Raw genomic sequence first — 25,252 nt, forward strand, 5'->3', positions numbered from 1 at the left:
ATCATTAAAACGTAGATATTATGTCAAAAAAAGCAGAAATGTATGCTCATATAGCATCATGGAAAACTAGTGGTTTACAACAAAAAGCTTATTGTCAACTTCATTCAATTAAGTTATCCACTTTTCATTATTGGGTAGTAAAACAACGTAAAGAAAATACAAATCCAGCTAAGGGGAGTTTCATCCCTGTCAAAGTACCGAAGAAGGTTGAACAGACCGTTAAGACCGTTACTCTCGAATATCCCAATGGAGTAAAACTCCATCTTTCAGATCGAGAACTATTAAAAGAAGCAATTCATTTTTTCTAATGTTATCTCTTCGTAATACAGATCGTATTTACCTGTACAGTAAATTTACAGATATGCGAAAAGGATTTAATGGGTTGAGTAATATCGTTATTTCTTTAATGGAACTGGATGTGACTAATGGAGATATTTTCGTTTTTATTAATCGAAGTAAAGATAAATTGAAACTGCTTCGGTTTGAAAAAGGCGGTTTTTCATTGTATTATAAACGTTTGGAAAAAGGTCGGTTTGAGCTTCCGAAAGGGTTCGACAAACAGAAAAACATCTCTTTATCTTCGACAGAAATTATGATGATAATTGAAGGTGTTTCTTTAGAAAAAAGAGGTCAAAAAGTACGTTTTTAGTATTAAAATCGCTACTTTTGTAAGGTGAGTAAGGATGATAAAATAGCGAATTTAGAACAAGAAAATGCACAACTGAAGACACAGTTGTCAATGCTTCAAAGTATGCTTTACGGTTCTAAATCAGAGAAACGAAAACAAGCGGATATACCCGATAATCAGCTCTCTATTTTCGCTCAAGACAAAGAGCAGAAAACGGAGCCTTCTCAGGAGATTACCGTTCCTGCTCACAAACGCAAAAAGAAAAAGCCTGTACGAACAGCTTTACCTGAGCATCTGGAACGTGTAGAAGAAGTGATTGAACCTGATCATGATTTGGATGGATGGCATAAAGTGGGTGAAGATGTCACGGAAGTACTCGAATGCGAGCCTGCTCGTTTATATGTTCGTAGAATTATTTGCCCTCGTTACGTTCGTGATACACATCAAGAGAACAGCGAGTTTAGTCAGGCAAATTTACCTTCAGATTTACCATTTCCTAAGTCAAGTACATCGGCAAGTTTAGCCGCACAGATGGTCGTAAGTAAATTTATCGATCATATCCCCATCCATCGTTTTATCAAGCAATTTGAAAGACAAGGTGTTTATCTAAAAAACACGACGCTGATTGACTTACAAAAAAGAACGGCGGATAAACTGAGTATTTTATACGACACGCTCACTCAAAAAATACAGCAGAGTAGCTATTTGCAAATCGATGAATCGACCATAAAGGTGATGGGAACAGGTAAAAAAGGAAAGCCACACCAAGGATATATGTGGTATTACCTTGATCCTAAAGAAAAACTATTATCGATTCATTACGCAAGCGGCCGAGATCGGAAATATTTAAAAGAGCATCTGCATACTTTTTCAGGTTATGCTCAAACCGATGGCTATAAAGCTTACGATTATTTTGACCAAACAACAACAATTACACAGCTCAATTGTTGGGCTCACGCACGTCGATACTTTTTTGAAGCACATAAAGGTGGAGATAAAAGGGCATTGGAGGCAGTGAACCTTATTGGTCAGCTGTACGAACTAGAAAAATCACTGAAAGAAGAATCTAATCCAAAAATCATCTATCAGCAAAGGCAAAAGTATGCTCTTCCTGTAATCAATACGCTTTTTGAGTGGGCAAAAAAGCTAACCGCCTTACCTAAATCTCAGTTAGGAAAAGCAATACATTATCTTCTCAATAGAGAAAAAGGACTCCGAATGTACTTAACTGACGGTAAACTTTTGATTGATAATAACCCCATAGAAAATAAAATTCGTCCACTTGCTATTGGTCGAAAAAATTACATGTTTGCAGGAAATGAAGAAGGAGCAAAACAAGCTGCCATGTTCTATGCCTTTTTTGCAACAGCCAAAATGAACGACATTGAACCTTTTGAATGGCTAAAATCAACGCTAGAAAAAATAGATGATCAGCCGATCAATAAAATTGAGGAATTACTGCCGGTGAAGTAGTATTTAGCGGGATGGGCGATTGCTTACGCTATTACTAAATACCTCCTGGATAATTGAGTCCATAGAGTTCTTAAATTAAAGATTTTAATTGTTTTGTGTTCTGATAAGATGACAATCTTCAGATTGAAATTAGATTCAAAGGAAAGATCAAAAAAAGACCCATCAAAATAGATTTGAAATCAAAATTTTGATGGGTGCTAGAATCTATTTTCTAAGAGTGTCTAAATATATTGTTGAACATAGAATATCAGTTACTTCTTTGTTCAAAATTATCGTCCCTATCTTTATTCTTTATCCTTTTGATAATAAGATAGATCAATGCGACTCCGCAAAAAGCGAAGAATCCAAAATAAAGTGACATCATACCCAATCCAACAAATTCCATATTATCTTAATTTTACTGCCGTACCATAAGCTAAAATTTCAGATGCTCCCTGCATAACTGTAGAGGTAGTCAATCTGATATTCACTACTGCATCAGCTCCCAAACGATCTGCATCCTCCATCAAACGTTGAATAGCTTGCTCACGAGAATCGGCTTGCAATTTTGTGTATTCAGAGATTTCACCTCCCACAAGATTTTTTAAACCAGCAAAGATATCGCTACCTACACTTCTTGCTCTTACTGTACTTCCTCTAGCGATACCTAGAATTTCTGAAATTTCTCTGTTTGGTATAGTTTCCGTTGTGCTGATAATCATTTTAATGTTGTTTGTTTAATGATAAAAAATTGAAAATGCACTCTCATTTTCTAAACGATTTAGTGAGAGCATTGATAAGTTACTAAAGTTTTGAATAAAAAAGAGAGATAAATTAATCTCTCTCATATTTAACGGTGATACCGTGATATTTTTCTTGTTCTTTATAATCTTTCTGAAGTGGATGCCCTTCCCAATCATCAGGAGATAAGATTCTTCTTAAATCTGGGTGATTTTCGAAAGTCATACCTACTAAATCATAGGCTTCTCTTTCGTGCCAATTGGCAGCTTTCCAAACAGAAGTAACCGATGGTAAAACTGGAGTTTCTCTATACAACATCACTTTTAAAGTAAGCCGGAAAGATTTGGTGATAGAGTATAGATTATAGACCACTTCCATGGTATTGGCTTTTGGTCCATTATCGATTCCAGTTAGACATGAAAGGTTATCAAACATCAAACGATTATCTGATTTAAGAAAACGACAAACCTTTTCTATATCTACATTTTTGACGATGATTTCGTGTTGAGGTTGTTTTGTATTTGCTTCCACCTCAACATTCACATGTTTCTGAATTAACTGTGCAATTTCTTCTGTAGTCATGATTATGCCTTTTGTTTCTTTAATAAACGTTCCACTGCTTTTGGTGCCATCAAAGTCTCTTTACGAATTTCTTCTCTAAGTTTAAGAATACCACCAATTAGCGCTTCAGGCCTTGGAGGACACCCTGGAACATAAACATCCACAGGAATAATTCTATCCACACCTTTCACTACATTATAACCATGTTCCCAATAAGGTCCACCACAATTAGAGCAACTACCCATAGAAATTACATAACGAGGTTCTGCCATTTGTTCGTACAAACGACGTACCCTATCCGCCATTTTAAAAGTAACTGTACCGGAGATAATCATAGCATCCGATTGTCTAGGAGTACCCCTTGGAATCACACCAAAACGGTCTAAGTCGTAAGCAGAAGACCAAGTTGTAATCATTTCGATCGCACAACATGCAAGACCAAAACCCAAAGGCCAAAACGAAGAAAGTCTCGCCCAGTTGATTAAGTCATCTACTTTAGATATTACAATTTCGCCTTGTCCAAAGCGTTGATCCATTAGACCTTTCATAGTTGAGTGCGATTAGTTTTTTGTTTGTTAAATTGCTACCTGCTACCTGCTACCTGCTACCTGCTACCTGCTACCTGCTACCTACCCCTTAAGTTCCGCAAGCACCTCAGCTCCACCATTCGCCAAAGTATCCTTAGCAATCTGCGTCCCCATCTTTTCTCCATCTTCAGGAGCACAAGTATATGTATATCTAATTTCACTAGCATTTGGTTTAGCCAAACCGCCAGTAATATTAATTTGTTTGTCTTCCGTCCAAGTAGCCAAACAGAAAGCAGGAATACTACATCCACCTTGTAATTCTTTAAGGAAAGCTCTTTCCGAACGAACACAAGTTTCAGTATCTACATTATTGATTGCTTTTCTTACGGCTTCCCTTACTTTAGGGTCAAGAGTTGTTGCTGACTCAATAGCCACACAACCTTGTCCTGTAGCAGGAGTGAAAGTATCTAAAGGAAGAGAGTGAACAATCATATTATCGTATCCCATACGGTGTACACCCGCATAAGCAAGCATAAGTACGTCGCAAAGACCATCTTCCATTTTTTGAATTCTAGTCTGTAAGTTTCCTCTTACATCAACAATTTTGGCTTTAGGGAAGTGTTTCTGTAACATAGCTACACGGCGGACAGATGAAGTACCGATCACAAATTCTTTTTCTGTATCTACAGTAAAATCTTCTTTGTGACTTACGAATACATCATGACATTCTTCTCTTTCAGTAAAGGCAATTAATTCGAAATCATCACCTAAAGAAGCTTGCATATCTTTAGCACTGTGAACGGCAATATCAATATCTCCGTTTCTTAGTTGATCTTCCAACTCCTCTGTAAATACACCTTTCGAACCAATTTTCGATAATGATCTATCTAAGATTTTATCCCCCTTCGTTTCAATCAATACCAATTCACCCTTTAGACCATTTTCTTCTAAAAGTGATTTTACATATTCAGCTTGCCAAAGTGCGAGCTTACTTTTTCTAGTACCGATTTTTATTGTTCTTTCTACCATATTGTCTAATCAAATTTGAGTAAGTGTACTCAGAATGCGAAGATAATAAATTTTGATGGCTGAAAAAGAGAGGGATCCTCAAAATAAAGTGAAGAATTTGATATAGATGAAAAATGTAGTTTAAAAAGTAACTTTTTGATTATTTAAATAAAAAAAGACATCCAACAATATTGAATGTCTTTCCACAACTGGTTAATGTTACTGGTGTATCATGCCATATAATAGACATTACGTCTATTATCTTTACCTAGTACAATGTTACTATTTTATTTAATAACATTGAAGACATCAAGTGAAAAAAATATAGAATCTTAGAATTTTACCATGTCGTTAACCCATAACTACTATTTTTTCCTTATTTATTTCAAAAATGTGTTTAAATGAAGATATTTTGCATATTTGTGAAAGCGAATTTAAAAAGGTAAAAAATGAAGCTGAAACACTTCAATTTGTCAATAGGCACACAGATAATGAAGGCCCTCGGAGAGGAGTCTCGTATTCGTATCATGCACTTACTCTATGAAAACACAGAAATGTGTATTTCAGACATCGAATTAGTACTTGATTTTACACAAACAAAAACATCAAGGCATTTAATCTATATGAAAAATGCAGGTTTGTTAAGTGTAAGAAAAATAGATCAATGGTCTTTTTATTCCATAAAAGAAGAATTATCAGGAATTATTGAAACGATATTTAAGTATATGGAAAGGGATACCCAATTGTTGGAAGATCAAGAGACCTATAGAATTTTATCGAGCAACAGAGAGTTGGCGATGAATAAAATTGAAAAAAGAAGAATGAGTCATCATTACCCTGAGGGGGATTAAATAGATCAGAATAATGAGAAAATTAAGTATGGACGAACTTAACAGAGTGAGTGCTGAAGAGTTCAAAAGTCAAGAAAAAAATAATATTGTTGTTGTTTTAGATAACATTAGAAGCTTAAACAATGTGGGGTCTTCCTTTAGAACGGGTGATGCTTTTGCCATTGAAAAAGTAGTACTTTGCGGGATAACAGGAAAACCACCTCATAGAGATATTCATAAAACAGCTTTAGGAGCACAAGATACTGTCGCTTGGGAACATTTTGATGAAACTGTGGATGCCATCAAAAAACTAAAAGAAGAAGGATATAAAGTCTATGCAGTAGAGCAAGTAGAAGGAAGTACAATGCTTCAAGATTTAGAAACCACTAAAGATGAAAAAATAGCATTGGTTTTTGGTAACGAAGTGATGGGCGTAAGCGATGAAGCTATTGAAGAAGTGGATGCAGCTTTGGAAATTCCTCAGTTCGGAACGAAACACTCTTTGAATGTATCGGTAACCATCGGCGTAGTGTTATGGCAGGTACTTCAGAAGAAAATGTAATTTGATAAGTATCAAAAGTAAAACAGGCTACCTCAATTTTGTTTGGAGTAGCCTGCTTTTTTAAGTTGATATTCAGTATATATCTAAGTGGTTTTACGCCCACCCCTTTTTTTCAAAGCTTTTTCCTCCTCATTATTTGCTCTTCTTGAGAATTCGAATAATCCCAATATCATCAATGAGAAAACAATAGAGAAAGTCGCTTCCATCGAGTTTGTTTGATAGAAAGCGATAATTCGTCCAATCAAAGAGATTAACGTAATTGCCATACCAATCGTAATGATATTTTTTGAGAAGTAGATAATACCAATCATGGCAAATAATGACATAAATAAAATATTTAGCTCTGTCTGCCATGCAATATTGCCTTTCCAGAAATCTGAGAAATAAAGACCTATAATCATAAAGTAGAATACTAAATGTGCTTTAGAGAATGGAGTAAATAAATCCTCAGCCAAATCATCTTCTGCATCGTCTTTACTTGAAAATATTTTGAATAATATATATCCAAAACCAAGTGTAAGTACATAGAACATTGCTCCCAAAAGCGATTGTTCTAATATATCTCCTATAGGTAGTATCTTATAGGTTTGTAAAACACTATTGGTAACCGTCATCAATATGATAACACTAAAACCTATAATTAAATGAATAAAATTTTTCGATTGTATAAAGTATCGAATAGCTAGTAATCCTAGAATCATAGCCATGACTTTTCTAGAAAGGTCGTGCAAAATATTTTGAAGGTATACTTCTTCTCCCCACTTAAAAATATAAATATTGAGCATAACTGTGAGCCAAACGCCCAATATTCCTATCCAAAAAAGTGCTTTTTCTTTGTATGATTTTAATAACGCTAACCCAAAAAATAAGATGGTAGGAGCACCAAAAAATGAAATCACAAATCGACCAATAATATTGATCTGCACATTGTCTTTTGTAGCCATAGCATAGAATAATGGAAGAATCTGAATCGCTAAAGAAGCGATACCAAAGGCCAAACCAAAATTTCTATACTGCTTCTTTGTTTGTAATGTTAGTAACATGTAGTAGAACGTTTAAAAAATATGATAGGTGACATCATTGATGAAACACTGATGAGTCAATATACTAAACTAAAAGTAAAATTAGAGGGGTATCACCTTCTTCACTCATTAATAGAGTCTAGAAGGTGATATTTTTATAGATTTTTCAATAAAGTGATTAATTTTTCTACTGCTTTACCTCTATGGCTAATTTTATTCTTTTCATCTGCAGAAATTTGAGCAAATGTTTTATCATATCCATTAGGACGGAAAATAGGGTCATAACCGAATCCATCATCACCTGTTCTTTTTGTAATGATTTCTCCTTCAGCAATGCCATCCACTTGTTTTACTTCTCCATTCCAAACTAAAGTGATGACGGTTCTAAATCTTGCTGATCGGTCAGCTTTATCTTCTAAGTTTTTAAGGACAAGGTCCATATTGTCATCACTGTCTCTTTGAGGACCTGCATATCGAGCAGAATACACACCTGGTGCACCGTCTAGCGCATTAATTTCTAATCCAGTATCGTCAGCAAAACAGCTTACTTTGTAATTGTCCCAAACATATTGTGCTTTTTGAGCAGAGTTGCCCTCCAATGTTTCTTGTGTCTCTGGCAATTCCTCTTCACATCCAATTTCCTTTAGACTTACTACTTGATATTGCCCTTCAAGCTGTCTTTGGATTTCCTTTAATTTATTCGGATTGTTTGTCGCAAAACAGATCTTATCCATGATATTTCTTTTTAAATTCTTCTAAATAGTCTTCATCGTAGGGTTCTTCCACCAGTTCTTCTTTGATGACTTCAAAGCCTACTTTTTCATAATTCTTTATCGCAGAAGGGTGATCGTATTCACAAGTATGCAACCACACTTTTTTGATATCATATTGTTGGATTATTTTATCAATTGTTGTACTTAAAAAGGGTAATCCAAGTTTTTTACCAATAAAATTAGGCGTTAAGCCAAAGTATAATATTTCAACTTCCTTTTTATCATCAAGAACAAACTCAATAAACCCAGCTACTTCATCACTTACCTTTAAAAGGTAGAATATTCTCAAAGGAGAATGAATCCTACCGGAAAGTGTTTCATGATCCAATAAAGTGCTGCCCGTCCATCCCCAAGCATCACCCACTGACTTATACACTTTTAAGTATTCTTGAGTGTCTTTAGGTTGCCAAGGAAGAACATCTACTTCAAAAGGAAAAGTATATTGTGTTACTAGATTATTTTTTAATTCTAGATAGGTAGTTTTAACTTTGATGGTGATATATCCCATTATAACGTGGTTAGATTATTAAGTAGAGTCTTTAAAAAAATACTCTTGTGTATAATGTAATCCAATAAACTATGATGAAAACAGTTCTATATTTACATGATAATTTTCATCGTACTTAGGAGAGTTAGCAATATATAGTAAATCTTCTTCTAAAAAGAGCATTTTTTAAGTAAATTAATTGAACCTTTAAGCACACATATTAACTTTGACGAGTCATGGCAGAATTTTTTAGAATCAATGCAGATAATCCTCAAGAGAGACTTCTTAATGAGGTAGTAAAAATATTAAAGAAAGGAGGTTTAGTGATTTATCCTACCGACACTGTATATGGTGTGGGTTGCGATTTAAATAATACCGCCGCTTTAAAAAAATTATTGAGGTTTAAAGGTCTGAAGGCAAATAAAATGAATCTATCGTTTATTTGTTACGATCTATCTGATATCACCACTTATGTGAAACATATAGAAACACCTACATTCAGAATATTAAAGAAAGCCCTTCCTGGTCCTTATACTTTTATTATGAATGCAAGTAGTGCTGTTCCAAAGTTGGTAGATACTAAGAAAAAAGAAGTGGGTATTCGTGTGCCTGATAATAATATCCCAAGAGAGTTAGTACGATTATTGGGTAATCCTATTGTGACTACTTCTCTTAAACAAGATGATGATATTTTAGAATATCCAACTGACCCTGAATTGATTTACGAAGATTACGAAAAACAAGTAGATGCTGTTATCGATGGCGGCTTCGGAAATATTCATCTATCAACGGTAGTCAATTTAACCAACGGAGATTTTGATGTAGTAAGGGAAGGAGCAGGCGATATCTCTGATTTTTTATAAGCAATAACCAAATTATTTACATACAATGAAAAGAGTCCTAATAACAGGAGCAGCAGGTTTCCTTGGATCACACTTGTGCGATAAGTTCCTGGACAACGGTTTTAAGGTTGTCGGAATGGATAACTTCTTAACTGGTAGCGAAGACAATATTTCTCATCTATTCGGTAACCCTAATTTTGAATTTTACCATCATGATGTAACTAAGTTTGTTCACGTTCCTGGAGAAGTGGATTACATTCTACATTTCGCATCACCTGCAAGCCCAATTGATTATTTGGAAATGCCTATCCAAACACTAAAAGTAGGATCTTTGGCACCATATAATTTATTAGGATTAGCTAGAGTAAAAAAATCTAGATTTATCATTGCTTCTACTTCAGAAGTGTATGGTGACCCAAATGTTCACCCTCAGAAAGAAGATTATTGGGGTAATGTAAATCCAATCGGACCACGTGGTGTGTACGATGAAGCAAAAAGATTCCAAGAGGCAATCACAATGGGGTACCATACTTTCCATGGTGTGAACACAGGTATGGTTCGTATCTTCAATACATACGGTCCAAGAATGCGTCTGGATGATGGTCGTGCTCTACCAGCATTCATGAGTCAGGCATTAAGAGGAGAAGATATTACTGTATTTGGTGATGGTTCTCAAACAAGATCTTTCTGTTATGTAGCCGATTTGGTAGAAGGTATTTACCGATTGACTATGTCAGATTACCACCAACCAGTAAATATTGGTAATCCTCAAGAAATTACGATCAAAGAATTTGCAGAGGAAATTGTTGCACTTACTGGATCTAAATCAAAAGTGATTTACAAAGATCTTCCTAAAGATGATCCAAAAGTGAGACAGCCAGATATCACAAGAGCGAAAGAAATTTTGGATTGGACTCCAAAAGTAGATAGAGCAGAAGGTTTGAAACTTACTTTGGACTATTTCCAGAAAAAAGTAAAATAACATTCCACTGTTCATGGAAAAAGAAGCTTTATTGTATAAATAGAGCTTCTTTTTTGCTATATGACAGTTTTTTTTGTTAGAAATGATTTTTGTATAACTGTTTAATTAACAATAAGTTGATTGAATAATTATTCATTTGATCAACGTATTAACATTAACGTTTATTTGGTGAGATGACATATAATGTTATATTTGTCAAGTAAACTTTGTTATTGAAATAAATGACTAGTGAAGAGAAAAAAGCCTACCTTCTCATAAAATCTGTAATATTCCATTATCATGGACTTGATGAAGATGAACAGGCAATTCTTGACGAAACTGCGACTAATATTGACGGTCATGCTGAACTTGAATGGGCGACCAAATTTATAGCTGAAGATTATGTAAATGCTTTTGATAATGCTAAACAGTACTTATCTGAGGTTATGCTAGAGTTTCCGAAAGAAATACGACTTAAATACATTTCCCTTGCTTGGGATGCCAACAATAGGAAAGGCTACATTAGTGAAATGGAAGCTACTGCTATGTTAAAATTAGCGAGCACCTTGGGTATTCAAGGTGAGTTTTTGTCGTATATAAAGTCCACAAACTAGAAAAATCAAGAAATTTTCAATATATCAACCTCTTCTATTTACAGAAGAGGTTTTTTTTATGCAATTTCGCAGTTGGAAAAGAAAAGCTCATAGTAAAGTAGTATTTCAAATGGTGTTTTGATGATACATTATAGTAATTGAGTTTCACTTTAATATTATTTGATGTTGTATTATCTTTTTCAACATCAAGTAATTTGTAGGAGAAGAATATGATGAACAAAAAAGTCGAATTTCGTCACCTTGGTAATATGAAATATGCCCAAGCATGGGATTATCAAACGGAATTGTTTGATGGTATTGTTCAGACCAAGCTCGAAAATAGAAGAAGAACAGATAGAGGAGAAGAAGCGGAAACAACCAATAATTATTTATTGTTTGTGGAACACCCTCATGTGTACACATTAGGAAAAAGCGGTAAAGAGGAACATCTTTTATTGGATCAACAAGGATTGGATAGAGAACATGTAGAGTTTTTTAAGATCAACCGTGGAGGAGATATTACTTATCATGGTCCTGGTCAAATTGTAGGTTATCCTATCCTAGATCTTGATAACTTCTTTACAGATATACATAAATATTTAAGACTGTTGGAAGAGGCAATTATCCTTACTTTGGCCGATTATGGCATTAAGTCGGGAAGAATTAATGGACTAACAGGTGTGTGGATTGGAGAAGAAAACGATCCTAATCCTAGAAAAATCTGTGCTATGGGAGTAAAAACATCGCGTTGGGTAACAATGCATGGTTTTGCTTTAAACGTAAATGCAGATTTAAAATTTTTCGGCAATATCGTTCCTTGTGGTATCTCTGATAAAGCAGTTACTTCGATGGAACAAGAATTAGGACATCAACTTGATATGAGCGAAGTGGAAGGCAAATTGAAAAATCATTTGGCTACCCTATTCGAAATGGAGTTGTTTGAAAACCAAGAGAACTAACAGAATAGACTATGAAAATACATCACCCTTCTAAAAAGGTTAGCTTGAATGTACCATTGGTATCGTCAAAGTCAGAGAGTAATAGAGCTTTGATTATTCAAGCGTGTGCGAAAGAAAGTATTCAGTTGTCAAATATCTCTATGGCTAGAGATACACAGACAATGATGCGTTTATTAGATTCTGGCGATCATACGCTAGATGTTTTGGATGCAGGGACAACAATGCGTTTTTTAACGGCGTATACTGCAGCAAATAACCGTCCGTCTTTAATGACAGGTACGGCACGTATGCAAGAGCGTCCTATCGGTATTTTAGTGGATGCACTTAGAACATTAGGTGCTGAAATTGAATATCAGAAAAACGATGGATATCCTCCACATGAGATCAAAAGCTTTAATCAAGTTTCTGAGAAAGTGAGTATCCGTGGTGATGTAAGTAGTCAGTATATTTCTGCTTTACTTTTAGTCGCTCCAACTTTACCAAAAGGTTTGGAATTGACTTTAGAAGGTACTGTGGCTTCTAAACCATACATCATGATGACATTAAGCTTGATGGAACGTTTTGGAGTGAAATATACTTGGGAAGAAAATATCATTAAAGTAACCCATCAAGATTATCAATCAGGCGAATACACTATTGAGTCGGATTGGTCGGGTGCAAGTTACTGGTATTCAATTGCCGCTTTATCTGAAGAGTGTGATATCAAAATCATGCACTTAAGAGAAGATTCACTTCAAGGGGATAAGGCAATTGTAGAGATGATGGAGCAATTAGGCGTGAAATCTACTTTTGAGGCAGATGGCGTTCGCTTGTCAAAAATGGAGAAAGCTGAGAAATTCTATTTCGACTTTACACACTGTCCTGACTTGGCACAAACTATTGTGTCTTTAGTGGCTGCGATGGGTATGGAAGGTAGAATGATCGGCCTTCAGAGTTTAAGAATTAAAGAAACGGATAGAATTGCAGCACTTCAAAACGAAATCAGAAAATTAGGTTTGGAGATTGAGGTGATCGGTGATGAGGAAATCCGTGTGCCGAAAGGCGGTATAAAAATCGAAGGACAAAGCATACATACGTATGAAGATCATAGAATGGCTATGGCTTTTGCTCCTTTGTCTATGTTAGGTGAGTTAAATATCGACGAACCTGAAGTAGTGGCAAAATCTTACCCATCGTATTGGGAAGACCTCGCAGCTGCAGGGTTTGTTACAGAAGAGTAATACATATGGATATAAGTTTAGACATCAGTTTTAAAGCAGTAGCATCTGTTTCACTTATTCTTTTTTCAGTAATTGATATTATTGGTTCCATTCCAATTATTATTGATTTAAGAGAAAAAGAGGGAAAAATAGAATCGTTAAAAGCCACCGTTGTAGCGGGTGTGATTATGATTTTGTTTTTGATAGTAGGTACACAGATTCTTAATCTTTTTGGTATTGATGTAAGTTCATTTGCCATTGCAGGTGCAATTATTCTATTCTTATTAGGATTGGAGATGATATTGGGCATCACTTTCTTTAAAAGTGAACCCGATGAAGGAGGGTCAGGATCGATTGTTCCACTTGCGTTTCCATTAATTGCAGGTGCAGGTAGTATGACAACGATTATTTCGTTGAAATCGGAATACTCGAATTGGAGTATTTTACTCGGTATCATTATCAACCTAATTTTTGTGTATATCGTTCTGAAAAGTTCGGGATGGATTCAAACAAAATTAGGTAAAGGTGGTGCCAATATCTTGAGAAAAGTATTTGGTATCATCTTGTTGGCAATTGCTATCAAATTATTCAAAACGAATATATAGAAGTGAATCGCTTCAATGAAAAAGGAATTCAGTAATGGATTCCTTTTTTTATATCAAATGATATGGAGAATTACAGGAGTAACCTTATTAAACTTCCAAAAAATTATTAACTTAATATCATAAAGAACTAGTAATCCTTCATTCAAAACTTTTTGATGAGACAGACGACATCAATATTCTATCTGATATTCAACATCATTCTTATCACTCAAACGGTAAATGCCCAAAATAGCTTTTCTATTGGTTTGAGTAATAATACGAACTATGCCAAACCGGGAGAAACGTTTTCTGTAAAAGGAAACCCTGGGACGCCTTATTTTGTGTATCATTTTTCGACAGACTTTATGCCTGCACCTCCTCCGATGGTGGAAAATGCCAATATGGGGAATCCTATGATTGTGGATACCACTTTTCAGGTAACGGCCAATGAGACAATTTCTGTAAATAAGAAAGGTTTGTATTTTATTCAATCGGATACAACAGCAAAAGCTGGAGAGGGTTTTATTGGTGTAACGGAAGATTTTCCGAAATACCGAAAAATGAAAAACATCTATCCGACCATGGTGTATATCTCCACTCAGAATGAAATGATGTCTTTTGTTCAGGGAGAAAGACCTCGATTGGCTTTCGAAAACTTTTGGTTGAACGTGGCAGGGTCGCCGGATAATGCTAAGAGGTTAATCAAATTATACTTTGAGAGAGTGACTGAAGCGAATATTAAGTTTACGGATTACAAGGAAGGATGGAAGACAGATAGAGGAATTATATATATCATTTTTGGATCACCCGATACAATTAGTAACATAGATGGTGGAATCCGATGGTCGTACAATAGCAACTTAAACCACGGTCAGGTAGAATTTGATTTCTTTGAAGAAGATAATCAGTTTACGGGGTCACACTACGAACTAAAAAGATCTTATGATTACAAGAGAATTTGGTTTGATACTGTGAAGAAGTGGAGAAATGGAACATTACAATAAACACTTCTTACTCAATAGTGTTATATTGCGTGTTCAAGAGGCATATTTGATAAGTGCTTCTATTAAAGTGTAATCAAAAACTACAGACAAGCTTTATGAAAAAAGCATTATTTATCGACCGCGATGGAACAATAATCGTAGAACCGCCAGTGGATTATCAGGTGGACTCTTTAGAAAAGTTAGAATTTGTTCCTTTAGCCATCTCTCAGTTACAAAAAATTGCTCAGGAATTAGATTACGAATTAGTAATGGTCACCAACCAAGACGGATTGGGTACTGATAGCTATCCTGAGGATACTTTCTGGCCGGCACATAATAAAATGCTGGATACACTTAAAGGAGAAGGGATTGTTTTTGATGATATTTTAATTGATAAAACTTTCGAAAAAGAAAATGCTCCTACTAGAAAGCCAAGAACGGGCTTGCTAGAAGATAAATACATGAAAGGAGACTATGATTTAGAAAATTCATTTGTGATCGGTGATCGATTAACTGATGTTGAATTGGCTAAAAACTTAGGATCTAAGGGTATTTTCATAGGAGAGAAAGGTCAGTCGAAAGAAGCCGTTTTAGAAACCACTTCTTGGATTGAAATCTATAAATTCTTGAAAAACTACTCGCCTGCAGGTAGAATGGCTAGAGTAGAAAGAATTACCAACGAAACAAAAATTCTTATTGGTGTTAATCTAGACGGAACAGGTCAATCTGATTTATCAACAGGTATCGGATTCTTCGATCATATGTTGCATCAAGTAGCACGCCATGGAAAAATTGATCTTACTGTAAAAGTGGAAGGCGATTTATACATCGACGAACACCATACGATTGAAGATACAGGTTTAGCTATTGGCGAAGCCATTAAAAAAGCATTAGGAGATAAGAGAGGTATCGAAAGATATGGTTTCTTCATCGCACCTATGGATGAAGTATTGGCACAAGTAGCACTAGATTTTTCTGGCCGCCCTTGGTTTGTTTGCGATGCTCCATTGAAAAGAGAAAGTGTAGGCGATTTCCCTGTAGAAATGTTCTCTCACTTCTTTAAATCATTTTCTGATGCTGCCGGTTGTAACCTAAACATCAAAACAGAAGGCGATAACGACCACCATATTATTGAAGGAACTTTTAAAGCATTTGCTAAAGCGATGAGAATGGCGATAAAAGTAGAAGAAGGAAATAACGAAATCCCATCAACTAAAGGGGTTTTATAAGATATATTGAATCTTTTCTTAAACAGAAGTTGGAGAGTTGGAATGCTTTCTTTCTTCTGTTTTTTTATAAATTTGATTGAAATTTCTAATTCAACCAAGAATTTAGTATCATTAGAATAGATTATTTTCCAAACGTAAATGAGTAATCATGCAAAAAATACTTCAAAATAAGTTAGCAGATTTAAAGGCTCTTTGTTCTAAGCTTGGGGTAAAGAAAATGTATGTATTTGGTTCTGCGGTTAAAGGAAAATTTACTGAAAAGAGTGATATAGATTTTTTAATATCTTTTACTGATAAATTATCAATCGAGGAATACACTGAAAATTATTTTTCGCTTCATTATAAACTTCAAGAATTATTTAAGAGAAAAATTGATCTAGTAACAGAGTCGTCTCTATCTAATCCGTATTTTATTGAAAGCGTTGATGAATCTAAACAGTTGATTTATGAAGCGTGAAATAAAAAAATACTTATATGATATAAAAGTCTCAATAGATTCTATTTTTGAATACTTAGGAGATGAACGAAATTTTTTTGAATACCAGAATAATAAGCTTCTTAGAAGGGCTGTTGAGAGAGAAATTGAGATAATAGGGGAAGCAACAAATAGAATATTAAAAATTGATTCAAATATCAATATTGAAAATTCAAGACAGATTGTTGATACACGAAATTGGGTTATCCACGGGTATGATAAAGTAGATAACGTCGTAATATGGGGCATTATCACTAAACATTTACCCAAGCTTAAAGCTGAAGTTGAAGAGTTACTATTAAACTAAATCATATCAAACAATCGACTTTTGAAGATATCAAAAAACATGAAAACACTATACATCACATTATTTGTCCTTTGTAGTTTCCAACTCTTCGGACAAGAATTAAAGCACAAACCTAGGAAAAGTGAAACAGGTTTGGCTACTTATAAAATGAAGGACGGTACTTATGTAAAAGTGACTTATGGTCGTCCTAAAATGAGATCAGATTTTGATACTAAATTCGGGGTGTCAGTTCCATGGAGAAAATTATGGCGTTTTGGTGACGATGATGCCACAGAAATCACAGTATCTAAAGACGTGAATTTTGGAGGGCAACATCTAAAAGCAGGAACATATTCTTTATATGCTATTCCAGATACAGCGGAATGGACCCTTATCGTAAATAAAGCTCAGGGAGCATGGGGTACTTTTAAGTACAATAAAAAAGAGGATGTTTTTAGAATAAAGACACCTGCGTTGAACTCCTTTAGAATATTTCAGAAGTTCTCTATTTTTCTTCAAGAAGATGATGAAGGGTGTAACTTGGTGGCTATTTGGCAAAGAATATCTATAGTGATTCCAATAAGAAAACCTGAAGAGGAATAAACTTATTCCATAAAAGAATTCAATAATTTAAATCTAGCTTCAATAACTTCATCCTTATTATAAGTAGATGGTTCAACTTTAATAGGATCTGCTAAAACTGAGGCTAGTTTTAATTTTTGAGTTCTTGATAAGTAAGGCAGGTCTTTCTTGTAATAGAAATCGGCAGCTTCACCAATACCGTAAATATTATCGCCCCATTCTACGTAATTCATAAATAGTTCGAATATACGTTCCTTACCTAAGAACAATTCCATTTCTACCGCACCAATACTTTCTAAGTACATACCTAAATTGTTGTCGTGTGGCATTAAAAACATATTTCTCACTACTTTCTGAGAAATAGTAGCATTCATCAAAGGCTTTTTCTCAAGAGCAACTCCATTGTGTAAATAGAAGTCAGGATCCTCAACACCCATTACAGCTGTTTTTAAATCTGTTGGAATACTACCGATCGGTCTGAATTGAGGAGTAATTATTTTTGAGGCATCAAAATTTGCCCTCGCTAACATATAAGGTGATAACGTAGGGTTAGCCCACTTTATATATAAAGTGCCCAAGCCGATATAAAGGCAGAAAAGGAGGTGTAATCCTAAGAAGAAATAGAATAATCTTTTTAAAAAATTTATAATCATCTAGTGAAGGCGTATTAGGTAATTGTATGGTAATCACGGTTAAATAGCATGGAACAAATTGTCGCGCTTACTTGTTCAATGTTATCAGAAGATAGATTCAGTACTATAAATTTCTGTTTTTTTTATGTAAAACAAAAATGATATCAATGTATTTGGTTGATATTTAACGAATAAACCTCAAAAAATTCAACTTTTGATTCATTTTCTATCAAAGAAATACAATAAATAGTAACTAAAAACGTTTTTTGATTCTTATAAATAAGCAATAAATTTACATAGACACTCATCAATAACCGTCTCAAAAAGTATTTGATGTACAATTTTTACATCAGGTATCGAATGATAAAATATATATAATGCAGTCGTACAAAGAGGAATTAATGAATGCGGTAAAGAATTTACCAATGCAACCTGGAGTCTATAAATATTTTAACGACGAAGGGAAAATCATCTATATCGGAAAAGCCAAAAAGCTTAGAAATAGAGTATCCTCTTATTTTTTAAAACAAGCTGGTTTAAATCGAAAGACGCAACGGTTAGTTAGCGAAATTAGAAAGCTAGAATTCGTAGTGGTCGATACAGAGTACGATGCATTACTCTTAGAGAATAATCTAATCAAGAAGAATCAGCCTAAATACAATATTCTTCTTAAGGACGATAAAACGTATCCTTATATATGTGTTACTCGGGAGCGTTTTCCAAGAGTGTTTTCTACAAGGAACATTCAGGACAAACGCCATAAATATTTTGGACCATACCCGAATGGTCGACAAATGTCTGCTTTACTAGATCTATTCAAACAGTTATATAAAATAAGAAACTGTACTTTCAATCTATCCCAAGAAAATGTTGCAGCAGGAAAGTATAGTGTATGTTTGGAATTTCATATCAATAACTGTTTGGGACCTTGCGAGGGGAAACAAAAAGAGGAAGATTACCAACAGGATATCGATCAGGTATTACAAATCCTGAAAGGTAATTTGAGTATACCAAAGGATTATTTCACCCAAAAGATGCAAGAGTCGGTGGAACAGTTGGCTTTCGAGGAGGCACAAAAATGGAAACAAAAATTAGACTTACTGACCAACTACCAATCAAAATCGCTAGTGGTATCACCTACTTTTAGAGATTGTGAAGTGTACGCCATTGTTTCTGATGAGAAATTCGCTTATGTCAACTTCATCAAAATCACCAACGGTGGAATTATGGTGACAGAATCCACTCAGCTGACTAAAAAGATGGATGAATCAGACGAAGAGTTATTGATTTATGCCATTATGGAGTTTAGAAATAGATACAATACATCTTCTCAAAAAATATATACAAACATCGATTTAAGTGATCAATTGGATGAAGATGAAAGGTTAGAATTTACTGTTCCGAAAATAGGTGATGGTAAAAAGCTGATTCAACTTTCTTTTAAGAATGCGATGTATTACAAAAGAGAGAGGGAAACTTCAAGAGGGGAAATAAGTGATAAGAAGAGTAATTATCAAGTACTCGTTCAACTGAAAAATGAACTTCAGTTAAGTGAAATACCTGTTCATATCGAGTGTTTTGATAACTCCAATATTCAAGGAACAAACCCTGTATCTGCTTGTGTGGTATTTAAGGATGGAAAGCCATCGAAAAAAGACTATCGACATTTTCATGTGAAAACAGTAGAAGGCCCGGACGATTTTGCATCAATGGAGGAAGCAGTTTATCGTAGATATAGAAGACTACTTGATGAAAAACAGAAACTCCCTCAATTGGTGATTATCGATGGAGGTAAAGGTCAACTGAGTTCTGCCGTTACAGCGTTGGAACGTTTAGGACTCTATGGTAAGCTACCTGTTATAGGTATTGCTAAAAAGCTAGAAGAAATTTTCTTCCCGGAAGATCCCATTCCTTTACATTTGAGTAAAAAGTCTAGGTCTTTACAGTTGGTTCAGAGACTTAGAGATGAAGCTCATCGATTTGGCATCACGTTCCATAGAAACCTAAGAAGTAAAGGAAGTATTCAATCCAAACTAGAAGAGATTCCTGGTATTGGACCAAATACCATTCAAAAATTACTCAAGCAGTTTAAGACGATATCAAATATTAAATCTGCTCCAATTGAAGAGGTGGCACAAGTGGTTGGTCAGAGTAAAGCGCAAAAAGTAAAAGACGGTTTAGCATAAAAAAATCCCCCTTTCATGAATATCAAATTGAAAGGGGGATTTACTTTATGACTCTTTATCTTCTTTTGGCGGAATGTCTTCTCTTAGGTCCACATCATTTACATGAAGTAGAATATCACCATTATCAGCAACATTAAAGTTTCTAATAAATCGTTTGTTTTCTTCAAACTCATCGGCTACATAAGAGTGATAAGAATAAGTGTCTTGCCCAAATGTTTCATCATAACCGTTTAAGGTAATCAACATTTCGGCCTGCCTTTCGACCAATTCTTTAAGAGTGATGCCATATAAAGGGCTATTTTTATCAATAATATGTACGATCGTCCATGAAAGGGGCATAAACATTATACTCGATCTTTCTAAAGACAGATCATAAAAATCCCTACGATGTGAATACGTTCCATCTCTATCGTTTTTATCATTTAGTGATAAAAATACAGATGCTTTCATATGAAGTACAGTATTCGATCGCTTATTGATAATCCTAAATTGGATGGAATAATCATCAGTTCCTTTATAAGGTGTAAGTAGTGCCACCTCAGAAAATTTTATTTTGGACATTGGACGAGAGAATCGACCATACAGAATACCGGTAGAAAATGCGGAAAGCAAAAGTCCGTTGAAAGCTTCCAAAGAAGCAATCAAACCTACAAATTGTCCATCGGGCGACATTGCTCCATACCCAACGGTAGTAAAAGTTTGCACACTAAAAAAGAGGGCACTCACATAGTCATCCCAAAAGAATCCCGTAGGTGCACCACCAATGTATTCAATGCCAATAAACCAATAGATATAGGCATACAAAAAGTTTGTTGCAAGAATTACAGACGTTACAACAGCAATAAAAGGTAACCAAGGAATAGTAATTAACCAATGGTAGGCATCTTGTATTACATTAAGCGTCCCAATTCTACGAACATTAAATGTACCATCAGGGTTGATGATTCGTTTCGTTCTTTGTCTGTAAGAAGCACCAACCCCTGGGTCTAATATTTTTTTATTTTTATCTGACATATTGTTAAGGCACTTCGTTTCCTTCAGCCGCCTCTAATATTCTAAACCAATCTTCATTTTCTAGTTTTATTGACATTACTTTTGCGGCAGTCTCAATTCTTTCTGCTTTTGTTGTTCCTAAAACAGGAGTAATTCCGGCAGGGTGCGTTAAGTGCCATGCAAAGATAGTTTGATCTAATGCCAAGTTATATTTCTCTCCAACCTGTGCTAAAGTATTCTTTAGGTAAAGCGTTTTTTCATCTTGAGCAGTGAAGATTTTGCCATTTCCAAGCGGAGACCAAGCCATTGGAGTGATACCATATTGTTGGCATTGATCTAATGATCCATCATACAATGCATCCGTTTTTAGCGGAGAAATCTCAATTTGGTTGATTTTAATATCTACTCTTGATTTCAACATCTCTAGCTGATGAGGTAAGAAGTTACTCACACCAAACTCCTTGATTTTGCCTTCTTTCTTCAAACTCTCTATAGTCTCACTCACCTCATCGATGTTCATCAAAGGATCTGGACGGTGAATAAGTAAATAATCTAAAGTATCTACCTGAAGGTTCTTTAAAGAAGTTTCTACAGAAGTAACAATATGTTGTTTACTCGTATCATAAGATTTGATCGCATGGTTAGGACGATTCGGGTGAATCAACTTAATTCCACATTTTGTAACAATCTGTAATTTATCTTTTAAAGAAGGAGTGAGTGATAACGCATCTCCAAATAATTTTTCAATGGTATAACCGCCATAAATATCAGCATGATCGAAAGTAGTGATCCCTGAATCAATACTTCTTTGAATTAATTCGTTGATTTGCTGAGGGGTATGAGCTCCCCAATTCCAAACACCTGTGACTATTTTTGAAATCATAATACGGTCAATATTTTTCTTTTTATCCAATTTAATCTTTAAATTGTGATCATTAAGTTGTATTTAACTACTGTTCGACGGCCCAGAAATTAACTGCGAAATGAATTTTTCTCCTCAAATATACAATGAGCAAATACAAAATTATCCCTTTCTGATAATTCAGAAAGCAGATTTTCTATTGCTTTCGGGTTATGATGAGCAGCAGTTTGTTTTTTCTGTCAGTGAACACGACTACAAATTAAATTCTTTTTTTGATGTTTGTCCAATAGAATGGCAAGGGATTTTTAGAGGTGCATTCAAAGAAGTAATCCGAAATACTTCTATTATCAAGGAATTATATGATAACGATGGTAACAAATCGCTTGTAAGAATAGAAAATGAGGAAAACACTTTTAAGATCTTTAGAATTAATCCGTTATTAACTGAATCAAAAACTTTCAACTTTCATACTCTTTTTGATCACTTATTAGAAACTACAAATGATGCAATTGCTATTATTAGTTCCGATAAGAAGATGATAAAAAAGAATATCCCTTTAGAAAATTTATTGGAACGGTTAATTAGAAAGCCAATTTCATTAAATAATCGATTTGAAGAATTACTCAATAAATCAAAAAGGGTAAATACTGGAATCAATAAAGCCTTAAATGGAGAAAAATACCAAACAGAAGTAACCTATTTGTCAGAATCAAATGATTTGGTATTTATTCGAACAGATTACTCACCAATACACGATTATCAAAATAATGTCATCGCTTGTCTAGTAAAGTCAAGAGATGTCACCGCTAGGAATTCCATCGAAGATATGTTCAGTGTAATGCTTAATAGTAGTAATACTGGATATGTATTAGTGAGTGATACAGGAAAGATCATAAAGATCAATAAACATCTTCAGGATTTATTGGGGTACAAGGAAGAAGAATTTATCAATAGAGATTTTGTTGATTTTGTTCATTCAACCATTAAAAAAGAGGTTCAAGGTGAATTTTCCCAATTACTCCGTAATAAAGAGTGGTTGGTCAATAAAAACAATATGTTTCTTGATCTTAAAAAGAAAGACAACGATTCCTTATTGTTTGAGTTGGAGAATAAGAAAGTGATTTTGTCTGATCATAAATCAGCCTTATTCGTAACGCTTAAAAATATAACCCTTAAAGAAAGAAACTCTCATATACTTCACGAGATGCAAAGGCTAATTAAAGCTTGTGGATGGGTATATGATCGCTTTTCTAAGAAAATGCTAGTCACAGAAGAAGTGGCACAAGTTATTGGAGTGTCAAAAGAGTTTGTAGAAAAAAATCCTACATTCCTTTTAAATAACTCTGATGAAACATCAAAAGAACAAGCTAAAGAAATTTTATTATCTGCTTTTAGAAATAAAACTAACTTCAATTTTGAATTAAAAATAAATTCAAAATTTAAAGGAGAACAATGGGTAAGGTTAAACGGAAAACCTATTGTACGACATCAAAGAATTGTTGGTTTGTATGGAGCATTGCAAGATATAACCGAGCAAAAGCATTCTTTAAACCTTTTGAAAAGGAACGAATCCTATATAAAGGAAATTCAAAGAGTCACCAAAGTTGGGAATTGGGTTTTTGATGTGAAAAATAATCGTTTTTACTGGTCAGATCATCTTATTAGTATGCTTAGACTAAAAGACGATAAACATCGAAATCTATCATTAAAGGCTATTCTAAATTTCGTTGATACACCTTATCTGTTTCCAATGATCAACGCAATAAAGAAGCTATCCTTATTTCATGAACCTATAGATCTTGATATTAAATGCAATAATAATTTAAATGCAGCATCAGGTATTGAGTTTATTAATATCAAAGGCAGGGCAATCTATAATCGTAAAGGAGAAGTAAAACGATTTGTTGGTGCAGTAACAGATATTACAGCAAGAAAAAATGAAGAAGAATTAAATAAGAGTAAGAAAATCTGGTTGAAGTCAATGTTGAATGCAGCTAGAGATAGTTTCATTGCTGAATACTCTGGCAGAATAGCAAATTATAATAGGGGGCTTCAGAAACTTTTGGGTTATAATCATTATTTCGATTTGAGAGGCATGGTCTTTATTAATCTGTTTTATGAAGAAGACCAAGACAGAGTATTAAAATATCGTCAACAATGCCGTCAAGGAGATATTTCAACACCTCAAAAAATAGAAGTCAAAATGGTGAAACGAGATAATTCATTAGTTGACGTTGAATTATGTGCTAACCTGACGAAGATAAAAGGGAAGTTATATACCATATTTAATGCTCATGATATATCTAAAAGAAAGGAGTATGAAATGGGCCTTTTACATAAGAATAAAGAACTGATAGAAACCAATAAGGAATTAGATAGATTTTTATACAGTACCACCCATGACCTAAAAGGTCCAATTACTTCTTTAAGAGGTTTAGTAAATCTTGGTTATAGAGAGTCATCTGATGTTGTGAAAGACGTTTATCTTCCAATGATGGATAAAAACGTGGATAGAATGTTGGATCTTATCAGTGATTTTGGAGAATATCTAAGAAACAATAGGAAAAATATTGTTCCAGAAGAAATTAATTTAAAAGAACAATTAGAAACCATCATACATACTCATAAGTTTAGTGCTCCATTAAATTATGTTGTTAACATCAATATGGATGAACAATTAAAAGTGGTGACTGATAAATACCGGTTCAGAAGTATCCTCACCAATCTATATACAAATGCAATAAAATACTACGACAGAGAAAAGGATAAACATTACTTGGATATAACAGCATCCTTAGATGATAATGAGAGTTTAATACTTTCTTTTGTTGATAATGGAGAAGGAATATCAAAACATGAACAAACCAAAGTGTTTGATATGTTCTACAGAGCAAGTGAGCAAAGTGATGGTACGGGGTTAGGTTTGTTTATTGTAAAAGAAGCTATCAATGTATTAAATGGAGAAATTCATTTGAAATCAGATCCTAATTCGGGGACAAATTTCACAGTTTCCTTACCCAAATTAAAATAATTAGAATATTTTCATGACGTACTTGTTTGTGATACAGTAAGTTGACTTTTGTTTAAAAGGTGTTTTGTGTGGAAGTATTGTTTTATAAAAATCTCTTCTTACCTTTGCACTCCCTTCAAACGGAAGGCCAACAAAAACAAAGCATTTGTATAGGTGCTTTGGGATTGACAGATTGTAAAGAAGAACAGCGATATTCTTACTGAGTTAGCGAAAAGCTTAACGAATTGTAATGAGTGTTGCGAATTAAAAATCTCTTCTTACCTT

General features: G+C 34.3%; 28 protein-coding genes. 18 read left to right on the forward strand and 10 right to left on the reverse strand.

Translation table 11 applies throughout. From position 1 onward, the window contains the following. Nucleotides 1-20 precede the first annotated feature (20 nt). Genes tnpA through tnpC form a run of 3 tightly spaced genes read left to right on the forward strand, consistent with a single transcriptional unit; the run spans nt 21 to nt 2,101 of the window. Nucleotides 21-308: an IS66 family insertion sequence element accessory protein TnpA gene (gene tnpA, locus MY04_RS16890; RefSeq protein ID WP_066207778.1), complete on the forward strand. Its 288-nt coding sequence runs from the start codon at nt 21-23 to the stop codon at nt 306-308. Then, nucleotides 308-649 carry an IS66 family insertion sequence element accessory protein TnpB gene (gene tnpB / locus MY04_RS16895; protein WP_066207775.1) on the forward strand — a complete coding sequence of 114 codons (342 nt, stop codon included), beginning with the start codon at nt 308-310 and terminating at the stop codon, nt 647-649. Before tnpA ends, tnpB begins: the two co-directional genes overlap by 1 nt. Nucleotides 650-673: 24 nt before the next feature. After that, nucleotides 674-2,101: an IS66 family transposase gene (gene tnpC / locus MY04_RS16900; protein ID WP_169055540.1), complete on the forward strand. Its 1,428-nt coding sequence runs from the start codon at nt 674-676 to the stop codon at nt 2,099-2,101. Nucleotides 2,102-2,487: 386 nt separating this feature from the next. On the opposite strand, the gene MY04_RS16905 is transcribed toward tnpC, so the two are convergent. The 4 genes from MY04_RS16905 to hemC form a co-directional block, all read right to left on the reverse strand. Beyond that, nucleotides 2,488-2,802: a YbjQ family protein gene (locus tag MY04_RS16905; protein WP_066211595.1), complete on the reverse strand. Its 315-nt coding sequence runs from the start codon at nt 2,800-2,802 to the stop codon at nt 2,488-2,490. Between the two features lie 112 nt (nt 2,803-2,914). Further along, on the reverse strand, nt 2,915-3,403 hold the full coding sequence (locus tag MY04_RS16910) for an NADH-quinone oxidoreductase subunit C (RefSeq protein WP_066211597.1): 489 nt from the start codon (nt 3,401-3,403) through the stop codon (nt 2,915-2,917). A gap of 2 nt (nt 3,404-3,405) precedes the next feature. Further along, on the reverse strand, nt 3,406-3,930 hold the full coding sequence (gene nuoB, locus MY04_RS16915) for an NADH-quinone oxidoreductase subunit NuoB (protein WP_066211599.1): 525 nt from the start codon (nt 3,928-3,930) through the stop codon (nt 3,406-3,408). Between the two features lie 81 nt (nt 3,931-4,011). Next, a complete protein-coding gene (gene hemC, locus MY04_RS16920) occupies nt 4,012-4,938 on the reverse strand; it encodes a hydroxymethylbilane synthase (RefSeq protein ID WP_066211602.1) in 927 nt (308 codons plus the stop codon). Nucleotides 4,939-5,366: 428 nt separating this feature from the next. Here hemC and MY04_RS16925 point away from each other — a divergent pair, with 428 nt between their 5' ends. Together MY04_RS16925 and MY04_RS16930 are read left to right on the forward strand one after the other, a co-directional pair. Then, nucleotides 5,367-5,768, forward strand: coding sequence for an ArsR/SmtB family transcription factor (locus MY04_RS16925; RefSeq protein WP_066211604.1), 402 nt, complete (start codon nt 5,367-5,369; stop codon nt 5,766-5,768). A gap of 13 nt (nt 5,769-5,781) precedes the next feature. Continuing rightward, nucleotides 5,782-6,309 carry an RNA methyltransferase gene (locus tag MY04_RS16930; RefSeq protein ID WP_066211605.1) on the forward strand — a complete coding sequence of 176 codons (528 nt, stop codon included), beginning with the start codon at nt 5,782-5,784 and terminating at the stop codon, nt 6,307-6,309. A gap of 83 nt (nt 6,310-6,392) precedes the next feature. On the opposite strand, the gene MY04_RS16935 is transcribed toward MY04_RS16930, so the two are convergent. The 3 genes from MY04_RS16935 to MY04_RS16945 form a co-directional block, all read right to left on the reverse strand. Then, nucleotides 6,393-7,352: a hypothetical protein gene (locus MY04_RS16935; protein WP_066211607.1), complete on the reverse strand. Its 960-nt coding sequence runs from the start codon at nt 7,350-7,352 to the stop codon at nt 6,393-6,395. A 134-nt stretch (nt 7,353-7,486) separates the two neighbouring features. Further along, complete coding sequence (locus MY04_RS16940) at nt 7,487-8,065, reverse strand: non-canonical purine NTP diphosphatase (protein WP_066211609.1); 579 nt, start codon at nt 8,063-8,065, stop codon at nt 7,487-7,489. Beyond that, the gene (locus MY04_RS16945) at nt 8,058-8,612 is read right to left on the reverse strand and encodes a GNAT family N-acetyltransferase (protein ID WP_066211611.1); all 555 of its coding nucleotides are present in this window, start codon (nt 8,610-8,612) and stop codon (nt 8,058-8,060) included. Before MY04_RS16945 ends, MY04_RS16940 begins: the two co-directional genes overlap by 8 nt. A 215-nt stretch (nt 8,613-8,827) precedes the next feature. Between MY04_RS16945 and MY04_RS16950 the strand changes: the two genes are divergently transcribed. The 11 genes from MY04_RS16950 (at nt 8,828) to MY04_RS17000 (ending at nt 17,305) form a co-directional block, all read left to right on the forward strand. Then, nucleotides 8,828-9,454: an L-threonylcarbamoyladenylate synthase gene (locus MY04_RS16950; RefSeq protein WP_066211613.1), complete on the forward strand. Its 627-nt coding sequence runs from the start codon at nt 8,828-8,830 to the stop codon at nt 9,452-9,454. A gap of 25 nt (nt 9,455-9,479) precedes the next feature. Beyond that, nucleotides 9,480-10,415: a UDP-glucuronic acid decarboxylase family protein gene (locus tag MY04_RS16955; RefSeq protein WP_066211615.1), complete on the forward strand. Its 936-nt coding sequence runs from the start codon at nt 9,480-9,482 to the stop codon at nt 10,413-10,415. A 221-nt stretch (nt 10,416-10,636) separates the two neighbouring features. Continuing rightward, nucleotides 10,637-11,008, forward strand: coding sequence for a hypothetical protein (locus MY04_RS16960; protein ID WP_066211617.1), 372 nt, complete (start codon nt 10,637-10,639; stop codon nt 11,006-11,008). Between the two features lie 209 nt (nt 11,009-11,217). Further along, nucleotides 11,218-11,946, forward strand: coding sequence for a lipoyl(octanoyl) transferase LipB (gene lipB / locus MY04_RS16965; RefSeq protein WP_066211619.1), 729 nt, complete (start codon nt 11,218-11,220; stop codon nt 11,944-11,946). Nucleotides 11,947-11,957: 11 nt separating this feature from the next. Then, entirely contained in the window at nt 11,958-13,166 is a 1,209-nt protein-coding gene (locus tag MY04_RS16970; protein WP_066211621.1) for a 3-phosphoshikimate 1-carboxyvinyltransferase, read from the forward strand. 5 nt (nt 13,167-13,171) lie between these two features. Continuing rightward, the gene (locus tag MY04_RS16975; RefSeq protein ID WP_066211623.1) at nt 13,172-13,750 is read left to right on the forward strand and encodes a MarC family protein; all 579 of its coding nucleotides are present in this window, start codon (nt 13,172-13,174) and stop codon (nt 13,748-13,750) included. A 155-nt stretch (nt 13,751-13,905) separates the two neighbouring features. Then, on the forward strand, nt 13,906-14,733 hold the full coding sequence (locus MY04_RS16980; protein ID WP_066211625.1) for a GWxTD domain-containing protein: 828 nt from the start codon (nt 13,906-13,908) through the stop codon (nt 14,731-14,733). Between the two features lie 95 nt (nt 14,734-14,828). After that, a complete protein-coding gene (gene hisB / locus MY04_RS16985; protein ID WP_066211627.1) occupies nt 14,829-15,941 on the forward strand; it encodes a bifunctional histidinol-phosphatase/imidazoleglycerol-phosphate dehydratase HisB in 1,113 nt (370 codons plus the stop codon). Between the two features lie 148 nt (nt 15,942-16,089). Then, nucleotides 16,090-16,398 (forward strand): nucleotidyltransferase family protein, encoded by a 309-nt coding sequence (locus tag MY04_RS16990; protein WP_066211629.1) that lies wholly within the window; start codon nt 16,090-16,092, stop codon nt 16,396-16,398. Next, complete coding sequence (locus tag MY04_RS16995) at nt 16,388-16,723, forward strand: HepT-like ribonuclease domain-containing protein (RefSeq protein WP_066211630.1); 336 nt, start codon at nt 16,388-16,390, stop codon at nt 16,721-16,723. The genes MY04_RS16990 and MY04_RS16995 overlap by 11 nt, the downstream gene beginning before the upstream one ends. 39 nt (nt 16,724-16,762) lie before the next feature. After that, the gene (locus tag MY04_RS17000) at nt 16,763-17,305 is read left to right on the forward strand and encodes a DUF2911 domain-containing protein (protein ID WP_066211632.1); all 543 of its coding nucleotides are present in this window, start codon (nt 16,763-16,765) and stop codon (nt 17,303-17,305) included. Between the two features lie 2 nt (nt 17,306-17,307). Here MY04_RS17000 and MY04_RS17005 read toward each other — a convergent pair whose 3' ends face one another. Continuing rightward, nucleotides 17,308-17,814, reverse strand: a complete 507-nt coding sequence (locus tag MY04_RS17005; RefSeq protein WP_066211634.1) for a transglycosylase domain-containing protein — start codon at nt 17,812-17,814, stop codon at nt 17,308-17,310. Between the two features lie 479 nt (nt 17,815-18,293). Between MY04_RS17005 and uvrC the strand changes: the two genes are divergently transcribed. Beyond that, nucleotides 18,294-20,102, forward strand: coding sequence for an excinuclease ABC subunit UvrC (gene uvrC, locus MY04_RS17010; protein ID WP_066211636.1), 1,809 nt, complete (start codon nt 18,294-18,296; stop codon nt 20,100-20,102). A 45-nt stretch (nt 20,103-20,147) separates the two neighbouring features. On the opposite strand, the gene MY04_RS17015 is transcribed toward uvrC, so the two are convergent. Together MY04_RS17015 and MY04_RS17020 are read right to left on the reverse strand one after the other, a co-directional pair. Further along, nucleotides 20,148-21,116 carry an ion channel gene (locus tag MY04_RS17015; protein WP_066211638.1) on the reverse strand — a complete coding sequence of 323 codons (969 nt, stop codon included), beginning with the start codon at nt 21,114-21,116 and terminating at the stop codon, nt 20,148-20,150. A gap of 4 nt (nt 21,117-21,120) precedes the next feature. After that, nucleotides 21,121-22,008, reverse strand: coding sequence for an aldo/keto reductase (locus tag MY04_RS17020; protein ID WP_066211640.1), 888 nt, complete (start codon nt 22,006-22,008; stop codon nt 21,121-21,123). A gap of 70 nt (nt 22,009-22,078) precedes the next feature. Between MY04_RS17020 and MY04_RS17025 the strand changes: the two genes are divergently transcribed. After that, nucleotides 22,079-24,988: a PAS domain-containing sensor histidine kinase gene (locus tag MY04_RS17025; protein ID WP_066211642.1), complete on the forward strand. Its 2,910-nt coding sequence runs from the start codon at nt 22,079-22,081 to the stop codon at nt 24,986-24,988. Nucleotides 24,989-25,252: the final 264 nt, after the last annotated feature.

The sequence above is a fragment of the Flammeovirga sp. MY04 genome, from assembly GCF_001682195.2.
GTDB lineage: Bacteria > Bacteroidota > Bacteroidia > Cytophagales > Flammeovirgaceae > Flammeovirga > Flammeovirga yaeyamensis.

Excerpts from the sequence above, each read along its gene's own strand:
- tnpA (WP_066207778.1), top strand. The coding sequence starts at position 21 with ATGTCAAAAAAAGCAGAAATGTATGCTCATATAGCATCATGGAAAACT.
- tnpB (WP_066207775.1), top strand. The coding sequence starts at position 308 with ATGTTATCTCTTCGTAATACAGATCGTATTTACCTGTACAGTAAATTT.
- MY04_RS16905 (WP_066211595.1), bottom strand. The coding sequence starts at position 2,802 with ATGATTATCAGCACAACGGAAACTATACCAAACAGAGAAATTTCAGAA.
- MY04_RS16910 (WP_066211597.1), bottom strand. The coding sequence starts at position 3,403 with ATGACTACAGAAGAAATTGCACAGTTAATTCAGAAACATGTGAATGTT.
- nuoB (WP_066211599.1), bottom strand. The coding sequence starts at position 3,930 with ATGAAAGGTCTAATGGATCAACGCTTTGGACAAGGCGAAATTGTAATA.
- hemC (WP_066211602.1), bottom strand. The coding sequence starts at position 4,938 with ATGGTAGAAAGAACAATAAAAATCGGTACTAGAAAAAGTAAGCTCGCA.
- MY04_RS16925 (WP_066211604.1), top strand. The coding sequence starts at position 5,367 with ATGAAGCTGAAACACTTCAATTTGTCAATAGGCACACAGATAATGAAG.
- MY04_RS16930 (WP_066211605.1), top strand. The coding sequence starts at position 5,782 with ATGAGAAAATTAAGTATGGACGAACTTAACAGAGTGAGTGCTGAAGAG.
- MY04_RS16935 (WP_066211607.1), bottom strand. The coding sequence starts at position 7,352 with ATGTTACTAACATTACAAACAAAGAAGCAGTATAGAAATTTTGGTTTG.
- MY04_RS16940 (WP_066211609.1), bottom strand. The coding sequence starts at position 8,065 with ATGGATAAGATCTGTTTTGCGACAAACAATCCGAATAAATTAAAGGAA.
- MY04_RS16945 (WP_066211611.1), bottom strand. The coding sequence starts at position 8,612 with ATGGGATATATCACCATCAAAGTTAAAACTACCTATCTAGAATTAAAA.
- MY04_RS16950 (WP_066211613.1), top strand. The coding sequence starts at position 8,828 with ATGGCAGAATTTTTTAGAATCAATGCAGATAATCCTCAAGAGAGACTT.
- MY04_RS16955 (WP_066211615.1), top strand. The coding sequence starts at position 9,480 with ATGAAAAGAGTCCTAATAACAGGAGCAGCAGGTTTCCTTGGATCACAC.
- MY04_RS16960 (WP_066211617.1), top strand. The coding sequence starts at position 10,637 with ATGACTAGTGAAGAGAAAAAAGCCTACCTTCTCATAAAATCTGTAATA.
- lipB (WP_066211619.1), top strand. The coding sequence starts at position 11,218 with ATGATGAACAAAAAAGTCGAATTTCGTCACCTTGGTAATATGAAATAT.
- MY04_RS16970 (WP_066211621.1), top strand. The coding sequence starts at position 11,958 with ATGAAAATACATCACCCTTCTAAAAAGGTTAGCTTGAATGTACCATTG.
- MY04_RS16975 (WP_066211623.1), top strand. The coding sequence starts at position 13,172 with ATGGATATAAGTTTAGACATCAGTTTTAAAGCAGTAGCATCTGTTTCA.
- MY04_RS16980 (WP_066211625.1), top strand. The coding sequence starts at position 13,906 with ATGAGACAGACGACATCAATATTCTATCTGATATTCAACATCATTCTT.
- hisB (WP_066211627.1), top strand. The coding sequence starts at position 14,829 with ATGAAAAAAGCATTATTTATCGACCGCGATGGAACAATAATCGTAGAA.
- MY04_RS16990 (WP_066211629.1), top strand. The coding sequence starts at position 16,090 with ATGCAAAAAATACTTCAAAATAAGTTAGCAGATTTAAAGGCTCTTTGT.
- MY04_RS16995 (WP_066211630.1), top strand. The coding sequence starts at position 16,388 with ATGAAGCGTGAAATAAAAAAATACTTATATGATATAAAAGTCTCAATA.
- MY04_RS17000 (WP_066211632.1), top strand. The coding sequence starts at position 16,763 with ATGAAAACACTATACATCACATTATTTGTCCTTTGTAGTTTCCAACTC.
- MY04_RS17005 (WP_066211634.1), bottom strand. The coding sequence starts at position 17,814 with ATGTTAGCGAGGGCAAATTTTGATGCCTCAAAAATAATTACTCCTCAA.
- uvrC (WP_066211636.1), top strand. The coding sequence starts at position 18,294 with ATGCAGTCGTACAAAGAGGAATTAATGAATGCGGTAAAGAATTTACCA.
- MY04_RS17015 (WP_066211638.1), bottom strand. The coding sequence starts at position 21,116 with ATGTCAGATAAAAATAAAAAAATATTAGACCCAGGGGTTGGTGCTTCT.
- MY04_RS17025 (WP_066211642.1), top strand. The coding sequence starts at position 22,079 with ATGAATTTTTCTCCTCAAATATACAATGAGCAAATACAAAATTATCCC.